We start from the raw sequence: 25,270 nt of genomic DNA on the forward strand, positions 1-25,270 counted from the left end.
TGCCCTGCCCCGCCTTCCCGCTCCCCAAGGCGCTCCGTTTCCCCGCCCCGGCCTCGCCCCTCCGCAGGGCCAGGAGGATGCAGGGGGACCCAGCTCGGTCCGCGGTGCCACCCTCGCCCGCCACCTGAACCTCAACCCCTCACCCCGCGCCGCGCCTCCGCCGGGCCCTCCAGCCCCGCCGCCCCCTGGCCCTGCCTGGGCCCGCCCCGGCTCCAGCCCTGATCTCGGCCCTGGCGCAGGCCGTCCCGAGCACCGGAGCGGAGCAGGTCCCTCTTCCACCCGCCCCGCGCTCCCTGTCTCCGACAGAGGTCCACTGCAGGGTTCACCGCCGGTCATCCCTCCCATGAGCATGCCCGGCTCCACCCGTGGCGCTCCCTCCCCGCATGCCTCGCACGCCGTGAACCACCCTGCCGGTGCGCCGCGTGCGGAGCTGCCCCCTGGCGCTGGCCCGAACGCTCCCGCCTCGGCGCGTGGCGCGCCTGCTTCGGCAGGCGACGCCGCTCCCTCCACCGCTCGGCCTGGTTCCTACCGCGACTCCGCGCCCAGCTACCCCTCGCCCCCTCCTCCCACGGCCAGGCCGGGTCAGCCTGCCACTGACACCAAGGCTCCCGTGCCGCCGTCACCGCCCGCGGCACCACCAGGACCACATGCGGCACCCGCTGCCACCGCTGCCGCGGCGCACGACCCGCTGCTCCGACCTGGCGGTACCCTGGACCCCGGAAAGCGGCGCGACCTCATCGGCCAGATCATCGGCGACAAGTACCGGGTTCGCGCCATCATCGGAGAGGGCGGCATGGGCGCCGTCTTCGAAGCCGAGCACCTCCAGATTGGCCGCCTCGTCGCGGTGAAGGTGCTCCAGCCCAAGGAAGCCCAGAAGCAGGAAGCCGTCTCTCGCCTCCAGCACGAGGCGCGCATCGCCGGCCGCATCGGCCACCCCAACATCTGCGAGGTCTACGACATCGGACTCCTCCCCGACGAGAGCCCCTACCTCGTCATGGAGCGCCTCCACGGTGAGACCCTCGCCGAGCGCATCCAGAACAGCGGCCCCGTGGGCGCCTACGAAGCCGTGGACATCATGCTCCAGGTGCTCTCGGCCCTCGTTGCAGCCCACCAGCGCGACGTGGTGCACCGCGACCTCAAGCCCGAGAACATTTTCCTCTCCCAGCGCGCTGGCATGCTCCCCCTCGCCAAGATCCTCGATTTTGGCATCTCCAAGCTGGTCGGCGTCGAGGACACCGGCCTCAACCTCACCCAGCCCGGCATGGTGATGGGCACCCCCTACTACATGGCCCCGGAGCAAGCGCGCGGCGACCGCCAGATCGACCAGCGTGTCGACCTCTGGGCTGGCGGCGTGATCCTCTACGAGTGCCTGACGGGCCAGCGTCCCTTCGTCGCGCGCAACTATAACGCCCTGCTCGTGCAGATCCTCACCGCCTGGCAACGCCCGGTGCACGAGCTCAACCCGAGCGTCCACCAGCGTCTCTCCAAGCTCGTGGACAAGGCCCTCGCCAAGAACCGCGAGGAGCGCTTCCAGAACGCCACCGAGTTCCTCGACGGTCTGCGCAAGTTCAAGCGGCGTCTCTCCTCCAGCATCCCTGCCGCCAAGCCCACCTCCCGCCCCGACCCCAAGATCCGGGTCCACGAGATCGCCGACGAGAACACCGACGACGGCACCATCGTCTTCGCTCGGGTGCAGGACGGCCAGGGGATCGTCGTCACCGACCGGGACTCTTCCGGGCGCCCCATCTCCCTCCAACCCCAGACGCCAACCTCCTCCCAGGCGTCCCCTCCGAGGGCCTCCTCTCCGCGCCCTGCCCCGGCCGCCCCGTCCCCGGCCGTCCCGCCCCGTCCCCCCCCGCCCGCGCCAGCTCCCCGCAAGGCTGTCGCACCGCCTCCGGTCGTGCCCCCTGCGCCTCCAGCGCCCCGTCCGGCCCCAGCCCCACCACGCCCGGACGCTGCCCCCCCTTCCTCTCGCCTGGTGCCTCGCCCTGCGGGCCCTCCCTCGGGCAGACCCCAGAGCTCCCGCTTCATCGTCGACGACCCCACCACCGTTCCGGCGGACGGCCCACCCATCCCCCCGACCTCGGGTCTTGAGGAAGAGTCGACCATGGTGGACGTACCCAGCTTCCAGGAGGACAGCGTCACCATGGTTCGGCGCGACCCTCCTTCGCGCCGCTGACGCCACATGACCTCCGAGCAGCAGGCCGAGGGACACCGGATCGAGCGAGTGGTCGCCCGGGGTCTCGTCAAGACCTTCGGCAGCACCGTCGCCCTCCGCGGCGTCCACGCCACCATCGACACCGCCCGCCTCACCCTCATCGAGGGCGCCAACGGGTCCGGCAAGTCCACCTTCCTCGGCATCCTCGGGACCGTCATCCGTCCCACCTCCGGCACGGTCACCTACGCACCTCACGCCGACGACCGCGCGCTGGCTCGGCGCTCCATCGGCTGGCTCTCGCACGAATCCCTGGCCTACCCTGACCTCACCGGTCGACAGAACATCGAGCTCGCCGCCCGCCTCCACGGCCTCTCCGCCCAGACCGCGTGGCGCGAGGCCGAAGAGCGCTTCGAGCTTGGTAACTTCGCCACCCGGCCACTGCGCACCTGCTCCCGAGGCCAGCGCCAGCGCATCGCCCTGGCCCGAGCCCTCGTCCACCGCCCCTCCCTCGTCCTGCTCGATGAACCCACGACGGGCCTCGACCGTCCCAGCGTCGCCCGCCTCCTGGACCTGGTGGTCGCCGAGGTGAAACGGGGCGCCGGCGTGGTGGTGGTCTCCCACGAGCCTGACCTCTTCCGCGACCTGGCCACCGCCCGCATCGTCCTGGAGCGCGGTCGGAACGCAGTGTCAGCTCCTGAAGCAAGCACCACCTGACGCGCCCGATGTTTCACGTGAAACACCGAGGGGCCCCCCCCGGCGTCCTCCGGCGCGACCGAACCGGTCCGTGTGCCGAACTCAGTCCCCACATCATCCCTCCGGTGCCTGGACCCCCCGCCCCGAAGCTTCACCCCCGTGATGCTGGGCGTCCCCTCCTGGAGACCTCCTCAACCCTCGCTTCCCCGCCTGAAGCGCAGCGGACCAGCTCCAGGAGCCGACCCGTCCACGCTCTTACCCCCACGTCCCTCCAGCCTGGCCAGCACGGCTTCAGCCGCCGCGCGCGCCCCTGCTCCGCGCGCATCCCCGCGAGGCATCTCCACCACCACCTCCGCGATCCCCAGCACCTGCAGCTCACCGGCATTGGAGCCCGTCGACGCGTCCTCGACCTCAGGCGCATTCAGAACCACCACGGGCGCCGGTAGCTCGGGAGCGAGCACGCGCAATGCAAGGCGACAGGCTGCCACCTCATGGAGAACCCCCAGCCGATCGACCCCCACCAGAACCAGCCCCTGCCCCTGGAGCGCCCGCGTCAGGTCAAGGTTCGTGGTGCGCGCCCCGAGCGGCGAGAGGAGGGCACCTGCCGTCTCCACCACCTGCACCTCAGCCTCCTGGGCCTCGACCCAGCTCTTCACAGCCCCGAGCGCGATGTCCACCCCTGCCTGTCGCGCCGCCAGGTGGGGTGACACCGGAGGCTCGAAGCCAAAGGGTGCCCGCCCCGGAGGCACCGCACTCACCTCAGCGAGCTGCACTCCATCGGTCCGCACGCCCTCGGTCACGCCAGACTCGATGGGCTTCATCCCACACACGCGGCAGCCGCGCGCCGCCAGCGCAGACACGAGCGCAACCCCCACGTGGGTCTTGCCGATGCCCGTCCCTGTGCCGACCACCGTGATGCGACGAGGCCCTCGAATCTGTGCAGAAGACATGCGTCCTGCGTACCCTACTCAGGGCCCTTCAGTCCCTCCGCTCCCGCTGGTCGGTACTGCGTACCCTGAATCAGGGGCATCGCGGCCCCTGCGCTCCCGTTGGTCGCTACCCCCGTGGCGTTGCATGTCCGCCAAGACAAGGACCTGGGACGAGGGAGAACGACCCCTTGCTGGCTCCCATGGTCCGCCCTTTTGCCTCAGGAGAGCGCCCTCCAGTGGCCCACCCGCGTCCTGTCTGCTTCGCGATCCCCCGTCTACTTTGTGTTTTCCCCGCTTCCCGGACCGCCACCCTCCTCTCGCCAGCCTCTCCAGGCGTGGGTCGGCCTGGAACAACGCCGGTCGGTCGCCCACCGGCGCTGTCCGGGCTGGAACAAGACCGGTCGGCCTCCGACCAAGGCAGGGTCCATCCCGGAACAAGACCGATCGGCCTCCGACGCACCCCTTTCCACGGCCGCAGCGATCTTGGGGACCTCCGCGACGGGCGTGGCCGCTGCCGGTCCGGGGGCTGCCGGTCCCCCCACGACGCGGGTTCCGCTCCGGTCCACGCTCCCAAATGCGTGGGAGCCTCTCCCTGCCTCCTGGCGACCGCCTCTGCCCTCCACGAGAACGTTCCCAAGCTCCTGTCCGTCGCCCCCAAGCTCTCGTCCGACGAGCCCCAGCTCTTGGTGAACGGACCCTAGCTCTTGGTGAACGGACCCCAGCTCTTGGTGAACGGACCCCAGCTCTTGTCCGATGCGCCCCCGCTCTTGCCCGACGAGGGGACGACGCCGGGCAGCGTGGCGCCCAGCGTCCAGCTCTTGTCCGATGCGCCCCCGCTCTTGCCCGACGCACCCCAGCTCTTGTCCAAAGCGTCCAAGCTCCAGGGTGGACGCGCCCAAACTCTGCCTCCCACCCTTCCTGCGCTTTTCACCCTTCCAAGCCTCCCCCTACCGCCTCGCCCCTGTCCCTCCTTCTTCCTCCCTCTCCGCGCCTTCCCGCCTTTTCACCGCCACCGCTCCTCGCCGCGCTCTCAGCCTGCCAGCGACGCCCGAGCACCCAGACTTGGACGTAGCTCCAGGGGGGAGGAGCAGTCCGTCAGAAGCTCGACGTGCCTCACCGACCCTCGCCTTCAGCCTTGCAGGGACGTCGCGCCCACCTGAGCTGCTCACCTCCCCCGTGCTTCTGCACGCTGTCGCCCTCTCGACCTGGTGGCCTCGTCTCTCCTATCGGTCAGCTCGTTCCGGTCTGGTTCGGCACGCCTGGAGCCCTCTCCCCAGTGCACCTCTTGCCGCCCAAACCTCCCCCGTGCTCCCTCTGTCGCCCCACCCCTCTGTCATCCCACCCCTCGTTGCACCTCATCAACCTGCTCCGGCAGGCCCCCTCATCATGCCCCGTGTTGCGTGCAGCTCGACCGACCACCTCGACCACCCTGCTGAGAGAGGCCTTCAGGGGGCTGGCGCGAGCACCACCTCCAGCCGAGCAGCACGGCACCCGAACCCGCGTGGGCATGACCCATCTCCGCGACCAGCACCTCCTGCTGTCGAAAGCCATGCTTCGCGACCAGCACCCGACACTCCGGGATCAGCGTGGGTATCAGGTGGCCGCTGAGCTGGCTGGCTGTCAGCGCCCCTGGTGAGCAGCACCGAAGAGGTCCGCAGGGGAAGCGAAGGTCACCTCAGCAGCGGCGGCCAGCCCTCCGGACAGGCTTCTGACTTCTGACCCTCCCCCTGAAGCCTGGAGCCCTCTCCTCCATGTTTCACGTGAAACACCTGCCCCGCCGCCGTCAGAACCTCCCCTGGGTGTTTCACGTGAAACACCCACCCTGCCGCCGTCTCCGTCTCCGTCTCCGCCCCTCAGCCCAGGGCTTCCCGGAAGGCTACCAGAGCGCGTTCGACATCCGCCGCAGAGAGGGTGGCCGTGGCCGTGATGCGCAGCCGCGAGGTACCAGCCGGTACCGTGGGAGGACGGATGGCCTGCACCATCACCCCCTGCGCCGCGAGGCGGCGAGAGAGCGAGACCGCAGCGGAAGGGGTGTCTAGGATCCACGGAAGCACGGGCGCCTGAGCCGTGGGCGGGATCCGTGCCCCCAGCGCCAGGAGACCAGCGCGGAGCCGCTCAAAGGAAGCCAGGAGGCGCTGCCGACCTGCCTCGTCCCGGGAGGCCCGGCCGACGCGCTCCGTGGCAGCGACCGCGAGGGCCGGACTGATCCCCGTGCTGAAGACGAAGCTGCGGGCCCGGTTCCAGAGCCACGTACGCAGCGCGGTGGACCCCACCACGAAGGCGCCATGAAGGCCGAGCGACTTGCCGAGCGTGCCAATCCGCACATCGGCGCGAACTCCGAGCTGCGCGCAGAGCCCAGCACCCTGAGGACCCAGGACACCCAGCGCATGGGCCTCGTCCACGACCAGGGCCGCATCCTGCGCATCGCAGAGCGCGCGCAACCGAGGGAGATCGGGTCGGTCGCCATCCATGCTGAACACGGCCTCGGTCACCACCCAGCGGCGCCGGTACGTGCGGGCTTCTCCCAGGGCATGTTCGAGAGCGACCGTGTCGAGGTGCGGGACGATGACCAGAGAAGCACGGGAGAGCCGGCACCCATCGATGAGCGAAGCGTGGTTCAGGGCATCCGAGAAGATGACATCACCCGGGCCCGCCAGCGCGGCCAGGGTCCCCACATTGGCCGCGTACCCGGAGGAGAAGAGAAGCGCTGCCTCGGCCCCGAGCCAGCGAGCAATGGCCTCCTCCGCAGCAAGGTGAGCGGGGTGATTGCCACTGACGAGACGAGACGCCCCGGCACCGCCCGCCGTCAGCGCCGGCCCGGGAAGAGAGGCGTAGCCGAGGTAGTCGTTGGAGCAGAGCACCAGCGCCTCGGGTGGTGGAAGAGCCACCGCAGGGTCGCGCAGCAGGCCTTGCGCCTCCAGCGCGGCAATCTCCTCGACGAGATGCCGGAGCGGGTCGAGCGCCATCACGAGTTTCCGGGAGCGGGCGTGTCGCTGCCCTGAGCAGCCGCTGCGGGAAGGGTGGCCAGCGTGGAGTCGACGCGGGCGAGGATGCGGCCGAACGCCTCGCGTGCGCGCCCGAGGAGCCGCGCTGAGCGCGCGCGTTCTTCTTCCAGATCGTGGGCGAGCGCCATCGCGGCGAGCAGCATGGATTGCGGACTGAGAGGGCGCCCCGGCCCGGCGATCGCCGCCAGCTTCTGATCGACCATCGCCGCGAGCCGCTGCAGCTCCTCGTCACTCGCAGACGTCACCACCCGGTAGGTCGTACCTCCAAGGCGAAGCTGCACCGTGCGACGGCCCATGACGCGATCGACCGTATCACGAACGCAGGCGCGCGGATGCGTGTCCAGGTCGATCTCCACCCGCCGCCAAATTCACGGCGCGGGTCTCTGCGTGACGGGTAGCATCGGCCCGCGATGTCTCAGGCGCGCCGCATCGCCGCCCTCTTCACCACGACGTGCCTCGTCGCGTTCACCGCGAGCACGGCTGCGCGCGCCGACCCTCAAGGCACTGCGGCCCTGACCGTGGGGCTCGCCGGCGTGGGCGCCGAGCGCGCTCTCTGGGACACGACCGTCTTCCACCTCGGCGTGCGCGGCGATGTCCTCTTCCTGCGCGACGGCCCCCGGGACATCGGCCTCGGTCCCTACGCAGAGGTCCTCACCCATGCCTTCGACGAGCTACAGCTCGGGGGCGGGGCCTCGCTCCTCCTGCCGGTCTCCGAGACCATGCCCCTCGTCCTCTCGGCGGGCGCCTACGGCCGCTCGGGCGAGGCGCGCTACGGATTCGAGCCCGGCCTCGCCGCATCTATCTTCTGGGGGAGCCGCAGCTACAACTTCCACAGCAGCTACGGCATGGCGGGAGGCTTGCTCGTGCAGGGCCGCGTGGGTCTCGGCAGCTCCGGAGAGAGCGCCGTGGTGATCGGCGCGCAGCTCGACCTGGCCATCCTGACCATGCCCGTCGTGCTCCTCGTCAACGCGCTGAAGCCATCGCCCGAAGTGCAACGCGTCGAGTGAAGGCACGTCCTCCGCCGCGCTCCGTCGGGATTCACTCCCGGCGGGGCGAGGGGACGCGAGTCCCCTCGTGGAGACTCAAAGGTCTGCGTAGTACTCGATCGCCGACTGGCGGCGCGCCCCGCACTCCGGCTCGGAGCCGCCCGGAATAGCGATGCCGAGGCGACAATCGATGCCGCTGTCCGTGGAGCAGGGAACGGAGATGTCGCTGCTGCTGTCGTCCGACGAGCACCCCTCCGCGGTCTGGACGCACGCACAACCGATGCAGACCTTGATGGGGAAGAACCACTCGGGCGTCTCCAGCTCCTGCCCACCCAGCGTCCGCCCGTAAACGATGATCCCCGCGAGCACGTCGGTCGTGGTCAGGTTCGCGGTGGCCATGGCGCGCCCGATGGCCTGCCCTGCGGCCTGGTCGATCATCAGGACGTTCGCGTAGCCGTAGCCAGCCTCGCTGCCGGACCCGGGATCGACGAAGCCCGACAGGGGAACGGAGAACGCCACCGCGCTCCCGTCGGCGTAGCCGATGCTGTTGCCCGCAACGTCCGTGAGCCGGACATCGGCCGCGTAGAGGCTGACGCGCGACGTCTCGGTGCGAACCTGCTCGGTCGTCCCCCGCTGCACGAGCTGGTTCCCCACCCGGAGCGCGCACGAGTACGCGGACTGGAAAGCCAGGTCGAGGCGCCCGTCGAAGAGGAACAGCTCCGCGTCGTTCGGCTCCGGAGTGATGCACCCCGCGTCCTGCGGCTCTGCGGGGACGCAGTCGCGGATGAAGAGGGAACTCTCATTGTCGGCACAGGCAGGCATCAGCAGCGCTGCAGACGCGGCGATCACTGCAGCCGCAAAGCCGCGCTGGATCAAGGTATGGGGCGTCGCCTTGGCAGGCCTGTTCGCCTGGAAACTCATCCGTGGACCTCCGAGACAGACCGGGCTCCCGGCCAGCACCGTGAGAGAGTACCGGGTCTCCCCCGCGGGCGCCAAATTCACGGAGGTGCAGCACGAACACCACCACCGTCACGCCCGGAGTCGAAAGTAGGTATGATGTCGCCACGCCATGAGCAGGGTGGAGGAGGACGCCAGCGGCAGGATCGATGCCTGGGAACAGCTCTCGATCACCGATCGGCCGGAAGGCTTTCGGATGTCGGTTCACGTGCGCCCGAAAGCGTCTCGCTCCGCCATCCTCGGGGTAAGGGACAAGGCCCTCGAGGTGGCCCTCACCGCCCCCCCCGCGGACGGCGCCGCCAACGCGGAGCTCATCCGACTCCTTGCCCGCGCCCTCTCGGTGCGGGTGCGTGACCTGGAGATCGCCGTGGGCGCGAGCAGCCGCAGCAAGGTCATCGCCGTGCACGGCCTCTCCGCCGCAGAAGCGCGCAGCCGCCTGGGGAGGGCGCGTCGATGAGCGGGAAGGCTTGGCCCTTCGAGAAATGGGAAGGGCTCGGCAACGATTTCATCGTCGTCGAGGGCCTTCCGATGAGCGTGGAGCTGGCGCGTACCCTCTGCGACAGGCGCTTCGGCATCGGCGCGGACGGCGTGCTCGTCGTGCGCGTCGACCCCGAGGCAGCGCCGCGAATGCAGGTATGGAACGCGGACGGCAGCCGTCCCGAGATGTGCGGCAACGGCCTGCGCTGTGTGGCCGCATGGCTCGTCGACCACGGCCGCGTCGCCACCGGGGACGGCCTGCGCATCCAGACCGACGCGGGCGAGCGCCGCTGCGACATCGTGGCCGCCGGGCCCGACCTCTACCAGGTCACCGTCGACATGGGGCGCGCCCGCCTGACCGGGCCCCTGGTGATCCCTGCGGAGGGTGCGAAGGGTGCGGAGGTGCAAGAACACCGCTTCACCTGCGTGGACATGGGCAACCCCCACGCCGTCACCTTCGCCCCTCACCCGCCCAAGGCCATCGATACCCTGGCCCCCCGCGTCGCGACCCTGCCTCCGGAGGGCACCAACGTGGAGCTGTGCCGGATGACGGGTCCCCGTCGCATCGAGGTGCTGGTCTGGGAGCGCGGGGTGGGGCGCACCCTCGCCTGCGGTACCGGCGCGTGCGCTGTGGCTGCCGTTGCCTGCGACCAGGGGCTCACACCCTACGGTGAGCCCCTCGACGTCGTGCTCCCCGGAGGCGCGCTGACCATCCAGGTCGCGGCGGGGACGAGGGCCCTGACCATGCGTGGTCCGGCCCGCCGGGTCTTCGTGGGCGAGGTGGTGACCGCGTGATCGCTGCCGAGACGGACTGGAACATCGGGGCGGGCCTCGCCGACGAGCTGCGCCTGACCGTGCTCGCTGTCGTCGGCGACGAGGCGACGCGCGCCTTCCTGCCCCGGGTGATCACCGCCGACCGCCTCGTCCTCGCCAGCGACCTCTCGGAAGGCATCGCGCTCGCGGAGACCGAGATCCCCGACATCGCCTTCGTGGACGTCGGCCTCAACGACGGCGCCGGGCTCGCCATGGTGCACCACCTCAAGGCCCTCGTCCCCGACGCCACCATCTTCGCCCTCGCGGGCTACGACGCCCTGGAGGCGGGCGCGCACGCGCTGGCCCTCGGCGGCGCCGGCCTGTTCCTGACACCCCTCGGCGGCGACGAGATCCTGAACGCCCTCAGCTCCGTGCGCACCCGCCTCGCCGAGCGTGGCTTGCGGGCCCGCCTCGAACGGCACTCCGCCATCACCACCCGCGCCGCAGGCTGGATCGCCCGCCTCGCCGAGCTCTCCGACGCCCGCGACAGGAGCGCGGCCGCGCAGCAGGTGGCGGAGATCTTCTCCGAGTCCACGGGAGCCCTCGGCGTGGCCGTCTACCTGGTCGTGGGAGAACGCACCACGGAGCTGATGCGCAGCGCGGCCGTCGGCTCCCTGGAGCGCGCGCCCTCCTTCGGCACCGAGGTGGACCTCCTCGACTACGCCCGCCGCGAGCGCCTCGCCGTGGTGCCGCTCGCCCTGCGCAAGGTCGCCGCCGGCCACGTCGTGCTCCAGACCTCGGCGCCTGCCAGGAGCCTGTCGGGTGGCGCCCTGAGCAACCTGCGCGGCCGCTCCCCCTGGACCTCTTCCGGGAGCGAAGGCGGCGACGGTTCCGGCGGCGCCCCTCCAGGAGACCTCGACCTCTCCTCCCGCATCCCCCCTCCCGCGTACCCCCCTCCGACACCCCTCCCGCCGGCGACAGCCCCTCCTCCAGGATGCCCGCGCTCGCCGGGGATATCGCCGCCCCCGCCTCGGGGCGCGCCCCTCTCCTCGGCGGCCTTCTGAAGCTGCTCGCCATGCAGTCGACCACCGCCCTCGCGCTCCTCGGCGAGCGCGACCGCGCTTCGGGCGGCGCTGCCATGAAGGACCCCACCTCGAGCGCCTACTCCTTCGCCTACTACGTCGACGTGGCGGGCCGCGAGATCGACAAGGCCCGCCGTTACGGCCGCCGCTTCAGCATCGCCACCATCCTCATCGAGCCCGCCGCGCCCGACATCCCTCCCCGCCAGCCTCGGTTCCCCCCCACCGATCTGCCTGTCAGCGCCGACGTCGACACCGGCTGGGGCACCGCCTCCGGACAGCGCGCCCCCTGGGCCGAGCCCCCGCCCGCGAGCAACGGCCACCACCCCAAGCATGGCCCCTTCGCCATGGACCCCGCCGAGCTCGCCGAGATCCTCCTCGACGCCGCGCGCGACACCGACATCCTCGCCCGCGTCGACGAGAATGAGTTCCACCTGCTCATGCCGGAGACCACCGGCCTCGACGCCCACGCCTGTTACCGCCGCGTCATCGCCCGCCTCGCCGCCAGCGAGAAGCACGAGAGCCGCCTCCCCCGCGGCCTCCTCATGGGCATCACCACCTTCCCCCACGACGGCCAGGGCCTCGCCCAGCTCCTCCGCATCGCCCGCCGCCGCGCCGAGGCCACCAAGGACTCCCTCATCCACCGGCTCCCCCACGACGTCCGCAGCCTCGGCCAGGTCGTCGACACCCTCGTCGACCTCGTCGCCGCCGACGCCCGCAGGACCGAGCCACCTCCGAGCACCGCCGGCCTCTCGCAGGCCGGCCCGGCCCCCACCCGCCCCTTCGCGCTCTCCGCCCCCCGCTTGCTCGAGCTCGCCCTCCCCGAGGCCGTCGCCCTCGCCGTCTCCGTCCTCCGCAGCGCCATGCGCGGGGGTAACGCCTTCGTCGTGGTGGCCCACCACCCCGGCCTCAGCCTCGGCGCCGCCGTGCGGGGAGCCCTCGGCACCCCCCGCGACGACGTCATCCTCCATGCCCTCGACATCCGCACCGTCCCGGGCTGCGACGACGTGGAAGCGCTCTGCATCCTCGCCGAGCACGGCGCCTACGCCTTCATCGGCCGCAGCCAGGGCGGCCTCGTACGGGGTGTCCACGCCGCCGACCCGCTGCTCGCCGACTTCCTCGCCGAGCGCATCGGCCGCGCGGCTGGCCTCCGCGTCTTTGGCTGAACGACTGGCTCACCGAACGAGGATCTATGTCGCGCAGGGTGCTCTTGGTCGACTCGGACGTGGAAGCGCTCGGTGAGCTCGCCTCCGCCCTCCGTGCGCGCGGCGTCACCGTCGCCAACGCCAACGACGCCTTCGAGGCCGTCGAGCTGGCCTTCAAGCGCCGCCCCGACGCCATCCTCGCCTTCAAGGGCGACGACGACCAGGGCTCCCTGACTGGCGCCTTCGCCGCGATCCCCGAACTCGCGGACATGCCCATCCTCTACCTCGTCGACAGCGCCGCCGAGCCGAGCGCCGACGAGCTCCCCCGCAGCGACGTCGACCGCATCGTCTCCCGCCTCGCCGAGGTTTCCCCCCGCCCCTCCCGCAACCCGAGCGCCCAGGAGACGCGCGGCGACCTGCAGCAGGTCCCCCTCATCGACCTCCTCCAGCTCCTCTCCATCAACCGCCGCAGCGGCATGCTCAGCCTCACCACCCCGAGCGGCGCCGGAGAGGTGCGCCTCGCGGCCGGCGAGATCATCGACGCCGTCTACCGCCGCCTCGAAGGCGAGAAGGCCCTCTTCCGCCTCCTCGGCGAGCGCGACGGCCACTTCGCCTTCACCCCTGGCGAGCCCTCCACCGTACGCCGCATCCTCGGCCAGACCTCGAGCCTCCTCCTCGAAGCCATGCGCCAGGTCGACGAGACCCGCCGCCGCCGGAGCGAGCTCGCCCCTGCCGGCGAAGCCTTCTTCCTCGACGAGCCCCAGGACGACGAAGGCTGGAGCGGCGAGACCGGCGCCCCCTCCATCACCGCCGGCGCCCCCACCCGCCGCGGCGTCGATTCCCGCCCCTCGAGCTTCCCCACCGCCCGCCCCGACTCGGGCGCCACCGCCCTCCACATCGCGCAGCTCGCCTCCCCCACGCCCCCCACCCTCGAAGACATCCCCCCGCGGCGTCCCAGCTCCGTTCCCCCCACCCTCCGCGCCGCCGACCCCGAACTCCTCGCCCGCTTCGGCTTCGGGTCGAGCCCCAGTCCCCCCGCCCCTTCCCAGGAGGAGCGCGACGCCGTCGCCGCCCAGGTGACCACCCTCCTCCAGATGCCCCACCACCTCGACGAGCTGCTCGACGAGGTCAACGCCTCCGACGTCACCATCCTCGACGTCCTCCGCTCCTTGCTCGAAGAGGGCCGGGTCCGGCGCGTCTCCCTCGCCGACCTCACCACCCCCTTCGCCCCTCCCGAGCAGCTCCCCGTCCTCCGCTCCCTTGTCTCCCGCCTCACCCGCCCTGGCTTCGTCCCTCCCCCTACCCTGATGATCGCCACCAGCACCCGGCGCATCCCCACCCTGGCCCACGCCGTCCGCCGCATCGCCGACGCCACCGTGCCTGCCGAGCCCCCGCCGCGCGCCTCGCTCCCCCGACCCCTCGGCGTCCTTCGCCTCGGAGACGGCATCGAGCTGTCGCTCATGGGTCTCCCTGCCGAGGACACCTTCTCCCCCACCTGGCCCCTCGCCCTGCACGGCGCCGCCGCCGTGGTGCGCCTCAGCGACGCCAGCGACGAGGCCCTCGCCGCGCACTGTCAGGCCCTCGAACTTCTCCTCCTCGACGCCGAGAGCCTCATGGGCTCGTTCGACATCGCAGCCCCCGGCCACATCGCCGCCCTGGTGCGCGCCGCTCTCGAAACCGCCGCCGGGGTCTGAACGGGGCGCTCGCGACGCTTTTCCGGTCAGCTCTTGCGTCTTCACGAGGAGACTCGCGTCCCCTCACCTCGCCTTGAGTCATCGCGCCATCTTCTCGCGATGTCATCGCGCCATCCTCTCGCGATGTCATCGCGTCGCCACGCGGTCGCGGCTTCATCTCACGGGAGCGCGCATGTCGTCCATGTCGCCGCACTGCGTCGTCGGAATCCGCAGATTTGCTGTGCATCTCTTCTGCTATGGTCCGGCCCCGCGGCGCGGGGGCGCCGCCGCCAGGAGACTGGCAGAGAGGAGTTCGACACGTGCTCATCGGAGTGCCCAGGGAGATCAAGACTCGCGAATACCGCGTCGGCATGACGCCTGCGGGCGTGCGCGCGCTCGTGGACCACGGCCACCGCGTGCTCGTCGAGACCGGAGCGGGAGAGGGCAGCGGCCTCCAGGATGACGTTTACGTGCGCGCTGGCGCCACCATCGTCGGCAGCGCCGCCGACGCCTGGGGCGCGGAGATGGTCGTCAAGGTCAAGGAGCCGCTTGCCGCGGAGTACCCGTACTTCCGCAAGGGCCTCGTCCTCTACACCTACCTTCACCTCGCCGCCGAGCCGGAGCTGACCCGCGAGCTTGCGCGCACCGGTGTGCACGGCGTCGCCTACGAGACCATCCAGCTCGACGACGGCTCCCTCCCGCTCCTCCGTCCCATGAGCGAGGTCGCCGGCAAGATGAGCGTGCAGGTCGGCGCCTCCTGCCTCGAAAAGGAGCGTGGCGGCAAGGGCGTGCTCCTCGGCGGCGTCCCTGGCACCCGCCGCGGCCGCGTCGTCATCCTCGGCGGCGGTGTCGTCGGCAGGAACGCGGCCACCATCGCCATCGGCATGGGCGCCCAGGTCACGGTCCTCGACGTCCGCGCCGAGACCATGGCCTATCTCGAGGACGTCTTCGGGGGCGCCATCGAGACGCTCTACTCGAACGCCGCGAACATCGAGGCCGCCGTCGAGCGCGCCGACCTCGTCGTCGGCGCCGTGCTCCTCCCGGGCGCCAAGGCCCCGCGCCTCGTCACCCGCGAGCTCATCGGCCGCATGGAGAAGGGCAGCGTCGTCGTCGACGTCGCCGTCGACCAGGGTGGCTGCATCGAGACCTGCCGCCCCACCACGCACGACAACCCCACCTACGAGGTCGACGGCGTCGTTCACTACTGCGTCGCCAACATGCCCGGCGCGGTCTCGCACACCAGCACGTGGGCGCTCACCAACGTCACCGTCCCCTACGCGATCGCCATCGCGAACAAGGGCCTCGAGACCGCCGCCAAGGCGGACCGGGCGGTGCTCCTCGGCATCAACACCTACGGTGGCGGCGTGACTTACGGCCCGGTGGCGACGGCCCACCGGCTCGAGCACGTCCCCGTCGACAAGGCCCTGGGCTGAGCGGAGCTGGCGCGCGTGGCACCCGAGGCGAGCGACCGTAAGAAGCGCAAGAAGATCGCGATCATCGGCGGGGACGGCATCGGCCCCTCCGTGACCCGCGAAGCCAAGCTCCTGCTCGATGTGTACCGCGAGAAGGCGGGACTACCCATCGACCTCTGGGAGCTCGATCTCGGTGCCGACCGCTACCTGCGCGACGGTACGACGTTCCCCAAGGAGATCCAGATCGCCATCCAGCGCGAGTGCTCCGCGGTGCTGCTCGGCGCCCTCGGTGACCCGCGCGTCCCCGGCCTGGAGCACGCCCGCGACATCCTCTTCGGGATGCGCTTCGGCTACGACCTCTACGCGAACGTCAGGCCCGTCAAGGCGCTCAGCGACAAGCTCGTGCCCCTCAAGGGCCGCGCCGCCAAGGACGTCGACTTCGTCGTGTTCCGCGAGAACACCGAAGGCATCTACGTGGGTATGGGCGGCCAGTTCAAGCGCGGCACCCCCGACGAGGTGGCCATCAACGAGGACGTCAACACCCGCAAGGGCGTCGAGCGGATCATCCGTGCCGCCTTCGAGTACGCGCGCAGCCACGGCCACACGCGCGTGACCATGGCCGACAAGTCGAACGCCATGCGCCACGCACACGAGCTGTGGCTCCGTGTCTTCCACGAGGTGCGCGCCCAGTACAGCGAGATCAGCTCCGATCACGTCTACGTCGACGCCCTCTGCCTCTACCTCATCCAGGACCCTTCGAAGTTCCAGGTCATCGTCACGAACAACCTCTTCGGCGACATCGTGACCGACCTCGGCGCCGCCTTCCAGGGAGGCCTCGGCATGGCCGCGAGCGCCAACGTGCACTCCTCCGAGCCAGGCCGCGTCGCCCTCTTCGAGCCCGTCCACGGCTCTGCCCCACCTCTGGCCGGCAAGGACATCGCCAACCCCTTCGCGGCCCTCCTCACCGTGGGCATGATGCTGGCCCACCTCGGCTGGCCCGACGAAGAGAAGCGCATCGAGCGCTGGGTGACCCGCGCCATCGACGAGGGTCAGTGCACCGTCGATGTCGGCGGCACCCTCGGCACCCAGGCCGCCTCCTCCTGGCTCCGCGACCGCGTCACATCCGAGCTGTAAGCACTTCCTACGGCGATCTCTGCGACGGGCCAACTTCTGGTGCCGGGGTAGCGACCAACGGGAGCGTAGGGCCCGCAGGGCCCTGATCCAGGGTACGCAGTACCGTAGGGCCCGCAGGGCCCTGATCCAGGGTACGCAGTACCGCAGTACCGCCGAAAATTCAGACGGGTGGGGGGCTTGTGATACGGCACCGTCAATGGGCGCAGTGACCGCGGTGGATCCCAAGGAGAGTCAGCACGGCGCACCGGCGGAGGCGCGGCATGAGCGCCTTGGCGGGGCACGGGCTGAGTTTGTCGCCAACCTCGGCCGCAGGGCAGCGGAGCTTCGCGCTTCCCTGGCCAGGGTCGAGGCCGAGCCCGAGGTGGCTTCTCTCCGCGAAGAGCTGGGTCGCAGACTCCATGCCTTGGGCGCGGCGTCTCGCCTCCTCCGCTTCGTCAAGCTTGCCGACCGCGTGGGCGAGGCTCAGCTCCTCCTCGATGCCGTGGCCGTGGGCGCCACCCTCTCCGAGCCTGAGCTTCTTACCCTCAGGACCACCCTCGACGAACTCCCTGCCCTCGCTTGGGGCCAGGCGGCGCTCGGCGAGCGCCCCTCTCGACCCCTCCTCTCTCCCCGCAGCACCTCCCCAACACTCGTCCCCCGCAGCGACACCCAGCCTCGCCCCCTCGTGGCCACCCTCCAGGCCTCCCCTCCCCCGGCGCCTCCCATCTCCTTCGCTGAGATCCTCCCGACGCGCCCCGCCTTCACCCGCGCCACGGACGCCCTCGCTGCCGACGCCGACAGCGCGGCCCTCGATGGCCTCGACGCCCTCACGGCTCTCGTCGTCGGCCCGGCCCCCCTCGCGGACGCCCTCACGGACGCCGAAGCCCCCGACCTCGCCGCCTTCGAGGTCGAGCGCATCGACGACCCCACCATCGCCCTCGACCTTGCCCGCGCCGTCGCCCCCGACCTCATCCTCATCGACGCCGACGTCCCTGGCGCCCGCGCTCTTGTCGAAGCCCTCACCAGCGACCCCCTCACCGATGCCACCCCCCTCCTCCTCGTCGGCCACTTCCCCCGCCCGGACGACGCCGCCCCCTACCTCGCCCTCGGCGTCGCCCGCGTCCTCCCGCGCCCTGCCTCCCCGGACACCCTCCGCCGCGCGGCCATCGAGGTCGCCGCCACCTACGTTCGTGGCGAGGTCACCCGCGCTCCCCTTGGCGAGATCAGCCTCGACCAGCTTGGCGCCCGCCTCGCTGAAGAGCTCCGCCGCGGCCTTTGCGACGCCGCCGAGGCCCGCGGCCGTGGCGCCCGCGTCGACCTCGGCGAAGGTGCCGAAGTCCTCGCCGCCCTCTGGGGTGCCGTCGCCCGCATCCGCGACCTCGTCACCATCCGCTCCCAGGGCACCGTCCGCTTCTCTCCCCGCGGCCCCGAGGGCGCCCTCCCCCTTGCCCCCTGGCTCGGCCCCGACCTCAGTGCCCCCACTGCCCGCGCCCGCGCGGGTCGCCCCCAGCCTGGCGCCCCGGGCATCACCCCCGAGACCCTCCGCCATCCCGAGAGTGCCCTCGAAGGCCTTGCCGTCGTCGTCGCTGACGACGACCCGGCCGTCACCTGGTTCCTCGCCGGCGTCCTCCGCGCGGCTGGCGCCCGGGTCCTCGAAGCCCACGACGGCGCCCGCGCCCTCGACCTCGCGTACCAGGCGAGCCCCGACCTCGTCGTCTCCGACGTCCTCATGCCGCACCTCGACGGCTTCGCCCTCTGCCGCGCCCTCAAGCGCGACGTCGTCCTCCGCGACGTCCCCGTCATCCTCCTCTCCTGGAAGGAAGACCTCCTCCAGCGCCTCCGCGAACTCGGCGCCGATGCCGACGGCTACCTCCGCAAGGAGGCCAGCGCTGCCGCCATCGTCCAGCGCGTCAGCGAAGTCCTCCGCCCCCGCCAGCGCGTCACCCAGCGCATCGCTGCGGGCGGCGAGACCCGCGGCCGCCTCGACGGCATGACCACCCGCACCCTCCTCTCTCTCGCCTGCGCCCGCCGCCCTGACGCACGCGTCATGGTCCGCGATGCTGCCTTCCTCTACGAAGTCCAGCTCCGCGACGGCCGCCCCATCTCCGCCACCCGCACCGCGCCTGACGGTACCTACCAGCGCGGCACCACCGTCCTTGCGGCCCTCCTCGGCGTCGGCTCTGGCCGCTTCGCCGTGTGCCCCCCGGCTGACGGCGACGCCACTTCCTCCGTGCGCCCTGGCTTCGAGGGCACCCTCGCCGACCAGCTCCTCCCGCCCATCGCCCTCGCCCGTGCCGCGCAGCGCCTCCTCTCTGGACCGCACCTCACCCAGATCGAGCGCGTCGACATCGACGAGCAGCGCATGTCCTCCTATGTCGACGCCACCCCCGAGCCGGCGCGCTCCCTCCTCCGCCGCCTCATGGCGGGCGCCTCCCCCCGTGCTCTCATCACCACCGCTGCGGCCCCGGCCCGCCTCATCGAGGACGTCCTCTGCGACGCCGCGGCCCACGGCGGCGTCACCTGCGTCCTCGACAGCAGCGGCGCCGACCTCCTCGAACCTGCCCGTGCCCGTGAAGCCGACGTCCTCCGCGGCCTCCGCCGCAACCCCCCGAGCGCCGAGTTCCCCCCGCCTCCGAGCCCCATGGAGTGCGCCCTCGCCGACCACGAAGCCGGCACCCCCTTCCCCTCCAGCGTGACCGAGCTCCTCAGCGAGGACCTGCGCGACGTCAGCGACATCAGCGACGCCATCTCCGTCGCGGCCCTTGGCCAGAGCGAGCGCGAGCCCCCCCAGCGCCTCACCCGTCCCTGGGAAGCCTTCGCCTCCGTCCCGCCCCCAGCGCCTCCGTCCACCACCGTCATCACCGACGAGCGCGACGAAGACCTCGAGGAGACCGCGCACCGCAGCACCCTCGTCGGCCCCGCGCCGGCGCCCACCGGCCAGACCCCGGTCTCGCCCCTCGCCGCGCCACTCCCTGCGGTCGCCGCCAGCGCCCCTGGCAACCCCGCGCGCGTCTCCCCGGTTCCCTCCGCGGCTCCGGTACCTCCCGCCGCGCCGAGCACTTCCGCCGCGAATGCCTCCGTCGCTGCGGCCTCCGCGGCTGCTGCGACCACCGTCGCTGCCAGGCCAGCGCGCCCCGATCCGGGCACCCCCGCGAACGCCTCCGCGGCCCGCCTCCTCGCCCTGGCAGCTCCCGCTGTCGCTGCCCCGCCGCCCGCGCCGCCCGCACCGTCTGCACCTACCCAGGCCCCCCTTCTCACCCTCGGCTCTCTTACCCCGCCGCCGGTCCAGGAGAGCGCCCCCTCACCGCCACCCCCTCGGGCGCGCGCCGTCCCCCCGGCCCCGCCGATCGACGAGTCTCCCTCGCCGACTCCGCGCCGGGTTCGCCGCCCCTCCTCCTTCGCGCCTTCTGCCATGGGCCCTGCCCCTGCAGAACCCCCGCGTGAGAGCCGCGCGACCATGTGGGTCCTTCTCGCGGTGGCTGCCTTCGTCTTCGCCGTCGGCGCGCGCCTCGCCCGCGAGCGGGACCTCCAGGTCGCCGCCGCTCCTGCTCCCGAGCCCCTCCCTGCCGAGGCCGAAGCAGCCCCGCCCCCCGAGCCGTCCGCCACTCCAGCGGCCTCCAACGCCACGCCTGGCGAGAGCGCCGACAACCCGCTTCTCCCCGAGGACCTCCCTCTCCCCGCCGATCAGAAGGTCCCGGACGGCCAGGCCCTCATCGAGATCGTCGCTGGTCCCAACGATGAGGTCCTCGTCGACGGCAAGCTCCTCGGCAAGGGCACCGTGCGTGCTTCCCTGGAGATCAAGAGCACTCCCCACGAGATCCGTGCCCGCCTTCGCGGCGAGGAGCGCGTGCGTTTCGTCCAGATCAAGGCCGGCCGCCTGACCCGCCTTCGCCTGTCTCCGCCCTGGCGCCGCTGATCCGGATCATCGCTGCCACAGAGGGCAGGGGTGCCCTCCCCACTGCTCAGCCCGCGGTGCTGCTGGGCCGCCGACCACCCTTGGCGCTCCCGGTACGCCGCGTGGGCGTCCGCCTCTGGCTCCGGCCCTGCGTGCGCGTCTGCCCACGCGCGGTCGACCGCCGCGTGGAGGTGGACGTCGCCCGTGCGGTGGTCCCCCGCTTGCCCGTGCTCCGCCCCGAGGTCGTGTCCTTGCCGCCCGTGCTCTCGGTCGCGGTGCTCCGACTTCCGCCCCGCTTGCCAGCCGTGCTCTTCGCCGTGCTGCTCTTGGCGGTGCTCCGGCGTGATGTCGTGCTCTTGCCGGTCGTTTCCTTCGCGCCTCCTCGCTTGGCCGTGCTCCGCCCCGAGGCCGTGCGCGCGGACCCCGTGCCCTTCGCCGCTCCCCGCTTCGGGGCCGCTCGCTTTCCGCCAGCCCCTCGCGACGCCGTGCCTGTCACGGCCTTGCCCCGTGTCGTCCGCGTCGCCCGCGTCGTCGCCCCTGGCTTCCTGGTCGTCGCCTTCGCGCGTCCCTTTCGCTGCGTCCCCGGCATGGCCTCCGCCACCGCCTCCTGCACCGCCGTCGCGAGCAGCGCGTGGATGTCGTCTTGCCGGATCTGCTCGAAACGCATCTCCATCTGCTGCCCCATCTGCTCGAGCTGCTCCTCCCCGACCCGCTGCTCGATCTGGGGGAACATCTCCTTCTCCTCTTCCTTCACATGGTGGGTCACCACCTCCTTCAGCACGTCACACCGAGCGTGAAAGCTTTCGTCACCCGGCGCGGTGGTGAGCAATTTCTGCAACTGGAACTCTACCAGTGCATGCTCGTCGTACGCCTCGTGCAGCTTCGCGTCTTCGAGCGCGTTCCTGACAGACGGATAGAAGATCTCCTTCTCGATGTTCGAGTGCGCGACCAGCGAGGTCGCGAGCTGCTCGACGAGCCCCCGCGCCTCCTCGGGCTTGGCCTCCTTGATCTTCTCGAACAGCGCGTCCACTTCCTTGTGCTGAGTCTTCAAAAGTTCGGTCGCCTTCATGACGGCTCCTGCTCCGGGTGTTGGCGCGGCGCGCTCTTTCCAGGGCGCCGGCGCTGCATCCCGCGACGCGCCTCGATGCGCTCGCGGGAGCACGTGCTCGCGGCACGTGCCCGCCGCGCGTGCGTGAAGCATGCCAAGCACACGGCATTGCGGAGCGAGCGAACCGCGCACGGATGCATCTCCACACGCCTCAGCGACGCAGCGCGCTGCTGCGTGATCTCCCCGAGGAACCGCGGCACGACACAGCATCGCGGAGCGGCAAACGGGCGCCCGAGGGAGCAATGTCCCGCGCGCCTCGGTCCCCTCTCACGCGCCGCGCACGCTCACCCCTCCGCGGTCCCTGCCCGCGTCCTGTACCCGCCCTCTGCGCCTTTCGTCACGCAGCTCACGGCGCCCCCCACACGCTGAGCTGCGCGGACGTATCCGGATCGATCGTGGCCGGCTCGCGTGGTGGCGCCGACGCGTGCGCTGCCGCGTCGAAGGCCACCGTCTTGCGGAACAGGGTCATCGCTGCGTGCGGCATCAGATCGCGCCGGTTGAACGCACAGGTCGGATCCAGCCCGAGGTCACACAGAAAGGGCGCCGCGCCGAACCGACCGTAGAGCACCAGGTCACCCCACCGCGTCGAGTAGCGCTCCCCCAGCACCGCCACCTGCGGCTCCCTCCCCACCCCCTCCAGCCCCGACGCCACCGAGGCCAGATCCCGCCCGTACACCCGCCTCCCCGGCGCGAAGCCCAGCCCCAGCGCGTCGAGCGCCGTGTGGGGGATGTCCACCACCTCGGTCGGCGCCATCACCCGCTTGCCCGCGAACAGCTCCCCCGGAAAGTGCACGTAGAGCGGCAGCGTCAGCGGCGGCTCCGACAGCTCCACCGCGTCCCCGAAGAGCGTTTCGTCCGAGCGACCGCTCGACACGTCCCCCGTCACCACGAACAGCGTCTCGTCCCACAGCCCCACCTGCTTCAGCGCTGTGATGATCCCCCCGAGCGCCCTGTCCTGCGCCCCCAGGGCGATCGCCCCGAGGTCCCGGATCCTGTCCCGATCGTCCTGGCTGAGCACCTTGTTCCGCCGCTTGCTCGCGCGGATGCGCGCCAGCACCTGCCCTGCCCGCCGCGGCTCGATCGGACCCGCATAGTCCACGGGCTTCAGCGCCGAGATCTCCTTCGGGCTCACCTCCCAGGGCGGGTGCCCCCCGCGCGCATGGATGAACGCCAGGAGCCGCACCTCCGACCCCTCCTTGCCCACCTCCGTGATCCAGGCCGCCGCCTGATCGAGCGGCACCGTCGCCGCGTCCCCGCTCGCCGGCGGGTGCTCCACGAACTTGCCCCAGGCAGACGCGAACCCGAACGCCCGGAAGCTCATCGGCACCCCCGTGAACATCCCCGTGCGCACCGTGCTGTCCCGCGCCACCGCGTTCAGCGTCGTCATCCGCTCCGGCAGCCGCGCCCCCGGATCCATCAGCGTGTGGGCCTGCGGCGGCAGCCCTGTGAGCAGCGACGCGATCACCGCCGCTGTCGCCGTGCTCGGCGCCCGGTGCCTGTCGAACGTCACCCCCGTCGCCGTCAGCTCCGACAGCGTCGGCAACCGCGGATCCGCGCGCCCGCTCCACGGCGGCAGGTCCGGCCGCTCCACCCCGTTCAGCGCCACGACCACCACCGCCCGCGCCCGCGGCACCGTCGGCGGCGGATCCGGCGGCCCGATCACCGCCGCGTCTCCGAACAGGATCCTTCCCCCCCGCGTGCTCTGCGCCGCCCGCAGCTCCAGCGAGATCACCTGCCCCGCGAAGGGATCGAGCGGCACCTCCACGTCGGTCCACGCCGCTTTGTCGGTCCCCGTCACGTGCAGCGCGTGCAGCGTCACCGGCTCCTTGCCGTCCTGGATCACCCGGATCTCCGCGTCCCCTTCCCCGGGCCCCAGCATCCCCACCGCCGCCTTGAACCGCGAGCTGCGCGACGGCCTCACCGCGCACCGCACCGCGCCTGGTGCCCGCAGCGAGATCGACCGGTGCGGCACCCCTCCCAGCGCCGCCCCCGACGCCAGCAGATCCCGCCGCGTCGGTGCCCCGTACGATGCGGGCGACTCGTCCGGCGTCCCCACCCGGATCCAGTCGACGTCCGCGAACGGCTGCCCATCCACGCTCCTCCCCCCGAAGCGGATCGTCAGCGTGTGCAGCCCCTTGTCGAGCGGCATCGCCGTCGCGTTCGTCGAGGCAATCCGGATCTGGTCCCGCGTGAGCCGCACCGTCCCCAGCACGAAGTCATCGAGGCTCACCGTCGCCACCTTCGCCGCGAGCCCGATCACCCGCATCGACACGAACACCTGGCTCGTCTCCGGCAGCACGAACGTCGTCTTGATCTGCCGCTCCGACACCCGCGCCCAGGTACTGCCTGCGTGCTCCACCGCCTGCACCCCCGCGCTCGGCGGCGCCTGCGCGAACGTCGAGCGCGGCTGATCCTCGAAGGGCTGCGCCGCCCCGTCCACGGACGGACCACCCCAGGCCACCTTCCCTGGCAGCCCCCTGGGCGAGGCATCGAACAGGAGCCCTCGGTGCTCGACATCGCACCAGGGCAGTTCATCGGCGATCTGGATCAGCTCCTGGGGACGTGGCTCATCGGGCGCCGGCACCGGCGTCGCGACCGACGCGGCCCCTGCGGGCAGCTCCCGCGGCGCTGCATCGCACCCACGGCACCCTGCCCCTGACAGGGCGGCCGCCGCCAGCGCGGCCAGGAAGAAGGCTCGGGGAGTGGCGCTGGCTCGCACGCGGACGCTCTACCACCACCGGGGGCGGAGCGGTCCAGAGAGGATGATCTCCGTCCACCCTCTGGCGCGCCGACCGAAGCCTTCAGCGGGGGTGGTGGAGCCTTCAGCGAGAGTGGCGGAGCCTTCGGCGAGAGCGGCAAACGCTACCGGCGCCCTGGCTTCGCGTCCCCGAGCGGCAGCAGCGAGAGCTGGGCGTTGTCGCTCCCCTCCTTGCCCCTCTTGCGGCGGGGCCGTGGTGCTCCTTCCACCGTACCGGACCCTTCCTTCTCTGCCGGCCGCTCCGCCACCACCTCCACCTCCTCATCGAGCAGGGTGGGGTCGTTCGCGAACGATCCGTTGACGCGTCGCGACACCCGGCGCGTGAGGAGCAGGTCGTTTGGCGCCGGCCGCATCAGCGCCTCCACCGCGTCGAGCGACACCCCCTCATCCAGCCCGAGCCACGCATCCACGTCCTCGTCCGCGAGCAGCACGGGCATCCGATCGTGCAGCCGCGCCACCACATCGTTCGCCGCGGTCGTCAGGACTGTGAACGTCTGCACGTTCTCGCCCGTCGCGGGCTCCAGGAAACTCTCATAAAGCCCCGCTAGCTTGAGCAGCCCCCCCTCTCGCGGATGGAACCACACCGGCTGCCGCGCCCCCTTCGGCCCCGTCCACTCGTAGAAACCGTCCGCGGGGATCACACACCGCCGCCTCGCGAACGCCTGCCGAAACGAAGGCTTCTCCCGCACCCCCTCGGAGCGCGCGTTCACGTGCTTCATGGCCTGCGTGGGATCCTTCACCCAGCGGTTGACCAGTCCCCACACCGCCGTGTCCAGCGCCCGCCCTGGCCCTGGTGCATCGTCCCCGCTGTCGGTGCCGTCCTCGCCCAGCCCCCGCAAGATGAGCTGCGTCGTCCCGGGCGCGATGTTGAAGCCCGGCCGGTAACCGCCCGCGAGGTCAGGATCGACGGAAACCAGCAGCGCCTGGGCGATCGCCGCGAAGTTCGGGATGGTCAGGGTGTACCGCGCGCACATGGTCTCCGCGTAGTATGGGCGGTTTCACGGTTCCACACCCCCCGAGCTTCGGAGGCGCGGTGCGGCGCGGCGCGGCGCGCCGTGATGACGGAGGGTCATTCCCCAGCGCAGCGCGGCACCTCCGGCCCGGGATCGAAGCCACACCGCATTAGCGC

General features: G+C 71.7%; 19 protein-coding genes. 11 read left to right on the forward strand and 8 right to left on the reverse strand.

Annotated features, from left to right (window positions below; translation table 11 throughout):
- Nucleotides 1-397: 397 nt before the first annotated feature.
- Both CAP_RS55140 and CAP_RS25735 read left to right on the forward strand, forming a co-directional pair.
- Complete coding sequence (locus CAP_RS55140) at nt 398-2,179, forward strand: serine/threonine-protein kinase (protein ID WP_269324618.1); 1,782 nt, start codon at nt 398-400, stop codon at nt 2,177-2,179.
- Nucleotides 2,180-2,185: 6 nt separating this feature from the next.
- The gene (locus CAP_RS25735) at nt 2,186-2,872 is read left to right on the forward strand and encodes an ABC transporter ATP-binding protein (protein ID WP_044245701.1); all 687 of its coding nucleotides are present in this window, start codon (nt 2,186-2,188) and stop codon (nt 2,870-2,872) included.
- 170 nt (nt 2,873-3,042) lie between these two features.
- Here the strand turns inward: CAP_RS25735 and bioD are convergent, their stop codons facing one another.
- From bioD to CAP_RS25750, 4 genes are all read right to left on the reverse strand, one after another.
- Complete coding sequence (bioD, locus tag CAP_RS25740) at nt 3,043-3,801, reverse strand: ATP-dependent dethiobiotin synthetase BioD (RefSeq protein WP_081865253.1); 759 nt, start codon at nt 3,799-3,801, stop codon at nt 3,043-3,045.
- 676 nt (nt 3,802-4,477) lie between these two features.
- Nucleotides 4,478-4,648: a hypothetical protein gene (locus tag CAP_RS50895; RefSeq protein WP_156041142.1), complete on the reverse strand. Its 171-nt coding sequence runs from the start codon at nt 4,646-4,648 to the stop codon at nt 4,478-4,480.
- Nucleotides 4,649-5,633: 985 nt separating this feature from the next.
- On the reverse strand, nt 5,634-6,746 hold the full coding sequence (locus CAP_RS25745) for an aminotransferase class I/II-fold pyridoxal phosphate-dependent enzyme (RefSeq protein WP_044245702.1): 1,113 nt from the start codon (nt 6,744-6,746) through the stop codon (nt 5,634-5,636).
- Nucleotides 6,746-7,081: a cell division protein ZapA gene (locus tag CAP_RS25750; RefSeq protein WP_044245804.1), complete on the reverse strand. Its 336-nt coding sequence runs from the start codon at nt 7,079-7,081 to the stop codon at nt 6,746-6,748. Before CAP_RS25750 ends, CAP_RS25745 begins: the two co-directional genes overlap by 1 nt.
- Before the next feature lie 114 nt (nt 7,082-7,195).
- Here CAP_RS25750 and CAP_RS25755 point away from each other — a divergent pair, with 114 nt between their 5' ends.
- A complete protein-coding gene (locus CAP_RS25755) occupies nt 7,196-7,792 on the forward strand; it encodes a hypothetical protein (RefSeq protein WP_044245704.1) in 597 nt (198 codons plus the stop codon).
- Nucleotides 7,793-7,867: 75 nt separating this feature from the next.
- Here the strand turns inward: CAP_RS25755 and CAP_RS25760 are convergent, their stop codons facing one another.
- Nucleotides 7,868-8,692, reverse strand: coding sequence for a hypothetical protein (locus CAP_RS25760; protein WP_052375937.1), 825 nt, complete (start codon nt 8,690-8,692; stop codon nt 7,868-7,870).
- 148 nt (nt 8,693-8,840) lie between these two features.
- On the opposite strand from CAP_RS25760, the gene CAP_RS25765 reads away from it, so the two are divergent.
- The 8 genes from CAP_RS25765 (at nt 8,841) to CAP_RS55145 (ending at nt 20,296) form a co-directional block, all read left to right on the forward strand.
- Nucleotides 8,841-9,185 (forward strand): DUF167 domain-containing protein, encoded by a 345-nt coding sequence (locus CAP_RS25765; protein ID WP_044245706.1) that lies wholly within the window; start codon nt 8,841-8,843, stop codon nt 9,183-9,185.
- Nucleotides 9,182-10,000, forward strand: a complete 819-nt coding sequence (gene dapF / locus CAP_RS25770) for a diaminopimelate epimerase (RefSeq protein ID WP_044245707.1) — start codon at nt 9,182-9,184, stop codon at nt 9,998-10,000. Before CAP_RS25765 ends, dapF begins: the two co-directional genes overlap by 4 nt.
- On the forward strand, nt 9,997-11,022 hold the full coding sequence (locus tag CAP_RS25775) for a response regulator (protein WP_052375939.1): 1,026 nt from the start codon (nt 9,997-9,999) through the stop codon (nt 11,020-11,022). Before dapF ends, CAP_RS25775 begins: the two co-directional genes overlap by 4 nt.
- Nucleotides 10,953-12,203, forward strand: a complete 1,251-nt coding sequence (locus tag CAP_RS25780; RefSeq protein WP_052375941.1) for a GGDEF domain-containing protein — start codon at nt 10,953-10,955, stop codon at nt 12,201-12,203. Before CAP_RS25775 ends, CAP_RS25780 begins: the two co-directional genes overlap by 70 nt.
- A 26-nt stretch (nt 12,204-12,229) precedes the next feature.
- Nucleotides 12,230-13,876: a DUF4388 domain-containing protein gene (locus tag CAP_RS25785; RefSeq protein ID WP_044245709.1), complete on the forward strand. Its 1,647-nt coding sequence runs from the start codon at nt 12,230-12,232 to the stop codon at nt 13,874-13,876.
- 299 nt (nt 13,877-14,175) lie between these two features.
- A complete protein-coding gene (gene ald, locus CAP_RS25790; RefSeq protein WP_044245710.1) occupies nt 14,176-15,288 on the forward strand; it encodes an alanine dehydrogenase in 1,113 nt (370 codons plus the stop codon).
- A gap of 15 nt (nt 15,289-15,303) precedes the next feature.
- The gene (locus CAP_RS25795; RefSeq protein WP_044245712.1) at nt 15,304-16,401 is read left to right on the forward strand and encodes an isocitrate/isopropylmalate dehydrogenase family protein; all 1,098 of its coding nucleotides are present in this window, start codon (nt 15,304-15,306) and stop codon (nt 16,399-16,401) included.
- A gap of 196 nt (nt 16,402-16,597) precedes the next feature.
- Nucleotides 16,598-20,296 (forward strand): response regulator, encoded by a 3,699-nt coding sequence (locus tag CAP_RS55145; protein ID WP_081865254.1) that lies wholly within the window; start codon nt 16,598-16,600, stop codon nt 20,294-20,296.
- A 46-nt stretch (nt 20,297-20,342) separates the two neighbouring features.
- On the opposite strand, the gene CAP_RS45545 is transcribed toward CAP_RS55145, so the two are convergent.
- The 3 genes from CAP_RS45545 to CAP_RS25815 all read right to left on the reverse strand — a co-directional run bounded on the left by CAP_RS45545 (nt 20,343) and on the right by CAP_RS25815 (nt 25,115).
- Nucleotides 20,343-21,344, reverse strand: coding sequence for a hemerythrin domain-containing protein (locus CAP_RS45545; RefSeq protein ID WP_052375942.1), 1,002 nt, complete (start codon nt 21,342-21,344; stop codon nt 20,343-20,345).
- A gap of 385 nt (nt 21,345-21,729) precedes the next feature.
- Nucleotides 21,730-24,102, reverse strand: coding sequence for a sulfatase-like hydrolase/transferase (locus tag CAP_RS50900; RefSeq protein WP_044245714.1), 2,373 nt, complete (start codon nt 24,100-24,102; stop codon nt 21,730-21,732).
- A gap of 143 nt (nt 24,103-24,245) precedes the next feature.
- Nucleotides 24,246-25,115 carry an SOS response-associated peptidase gene (locus tag CAP_RS25815; RefSeq protein ID WP_063748755.1) on the reverse strand — a complete coding sequence of 290 codons (870 nt, stop codon included), beginning with the start codon at nt 25,113-25,115 and terminating at the stop codon, nt 24,246-24,248.
- Nucleotides 25,116-25,270 lie beyond the last annotated feature (155 nt).

Source organism: Chondromyces apiculatus DSM 436, assembly GCF_000601485.1.
GTDB lineage: Bacteria > Myxococcota_A > Polyangia > Polyangiales > Polyangiaceae > Chondromyces > Chondromyces apiculatus.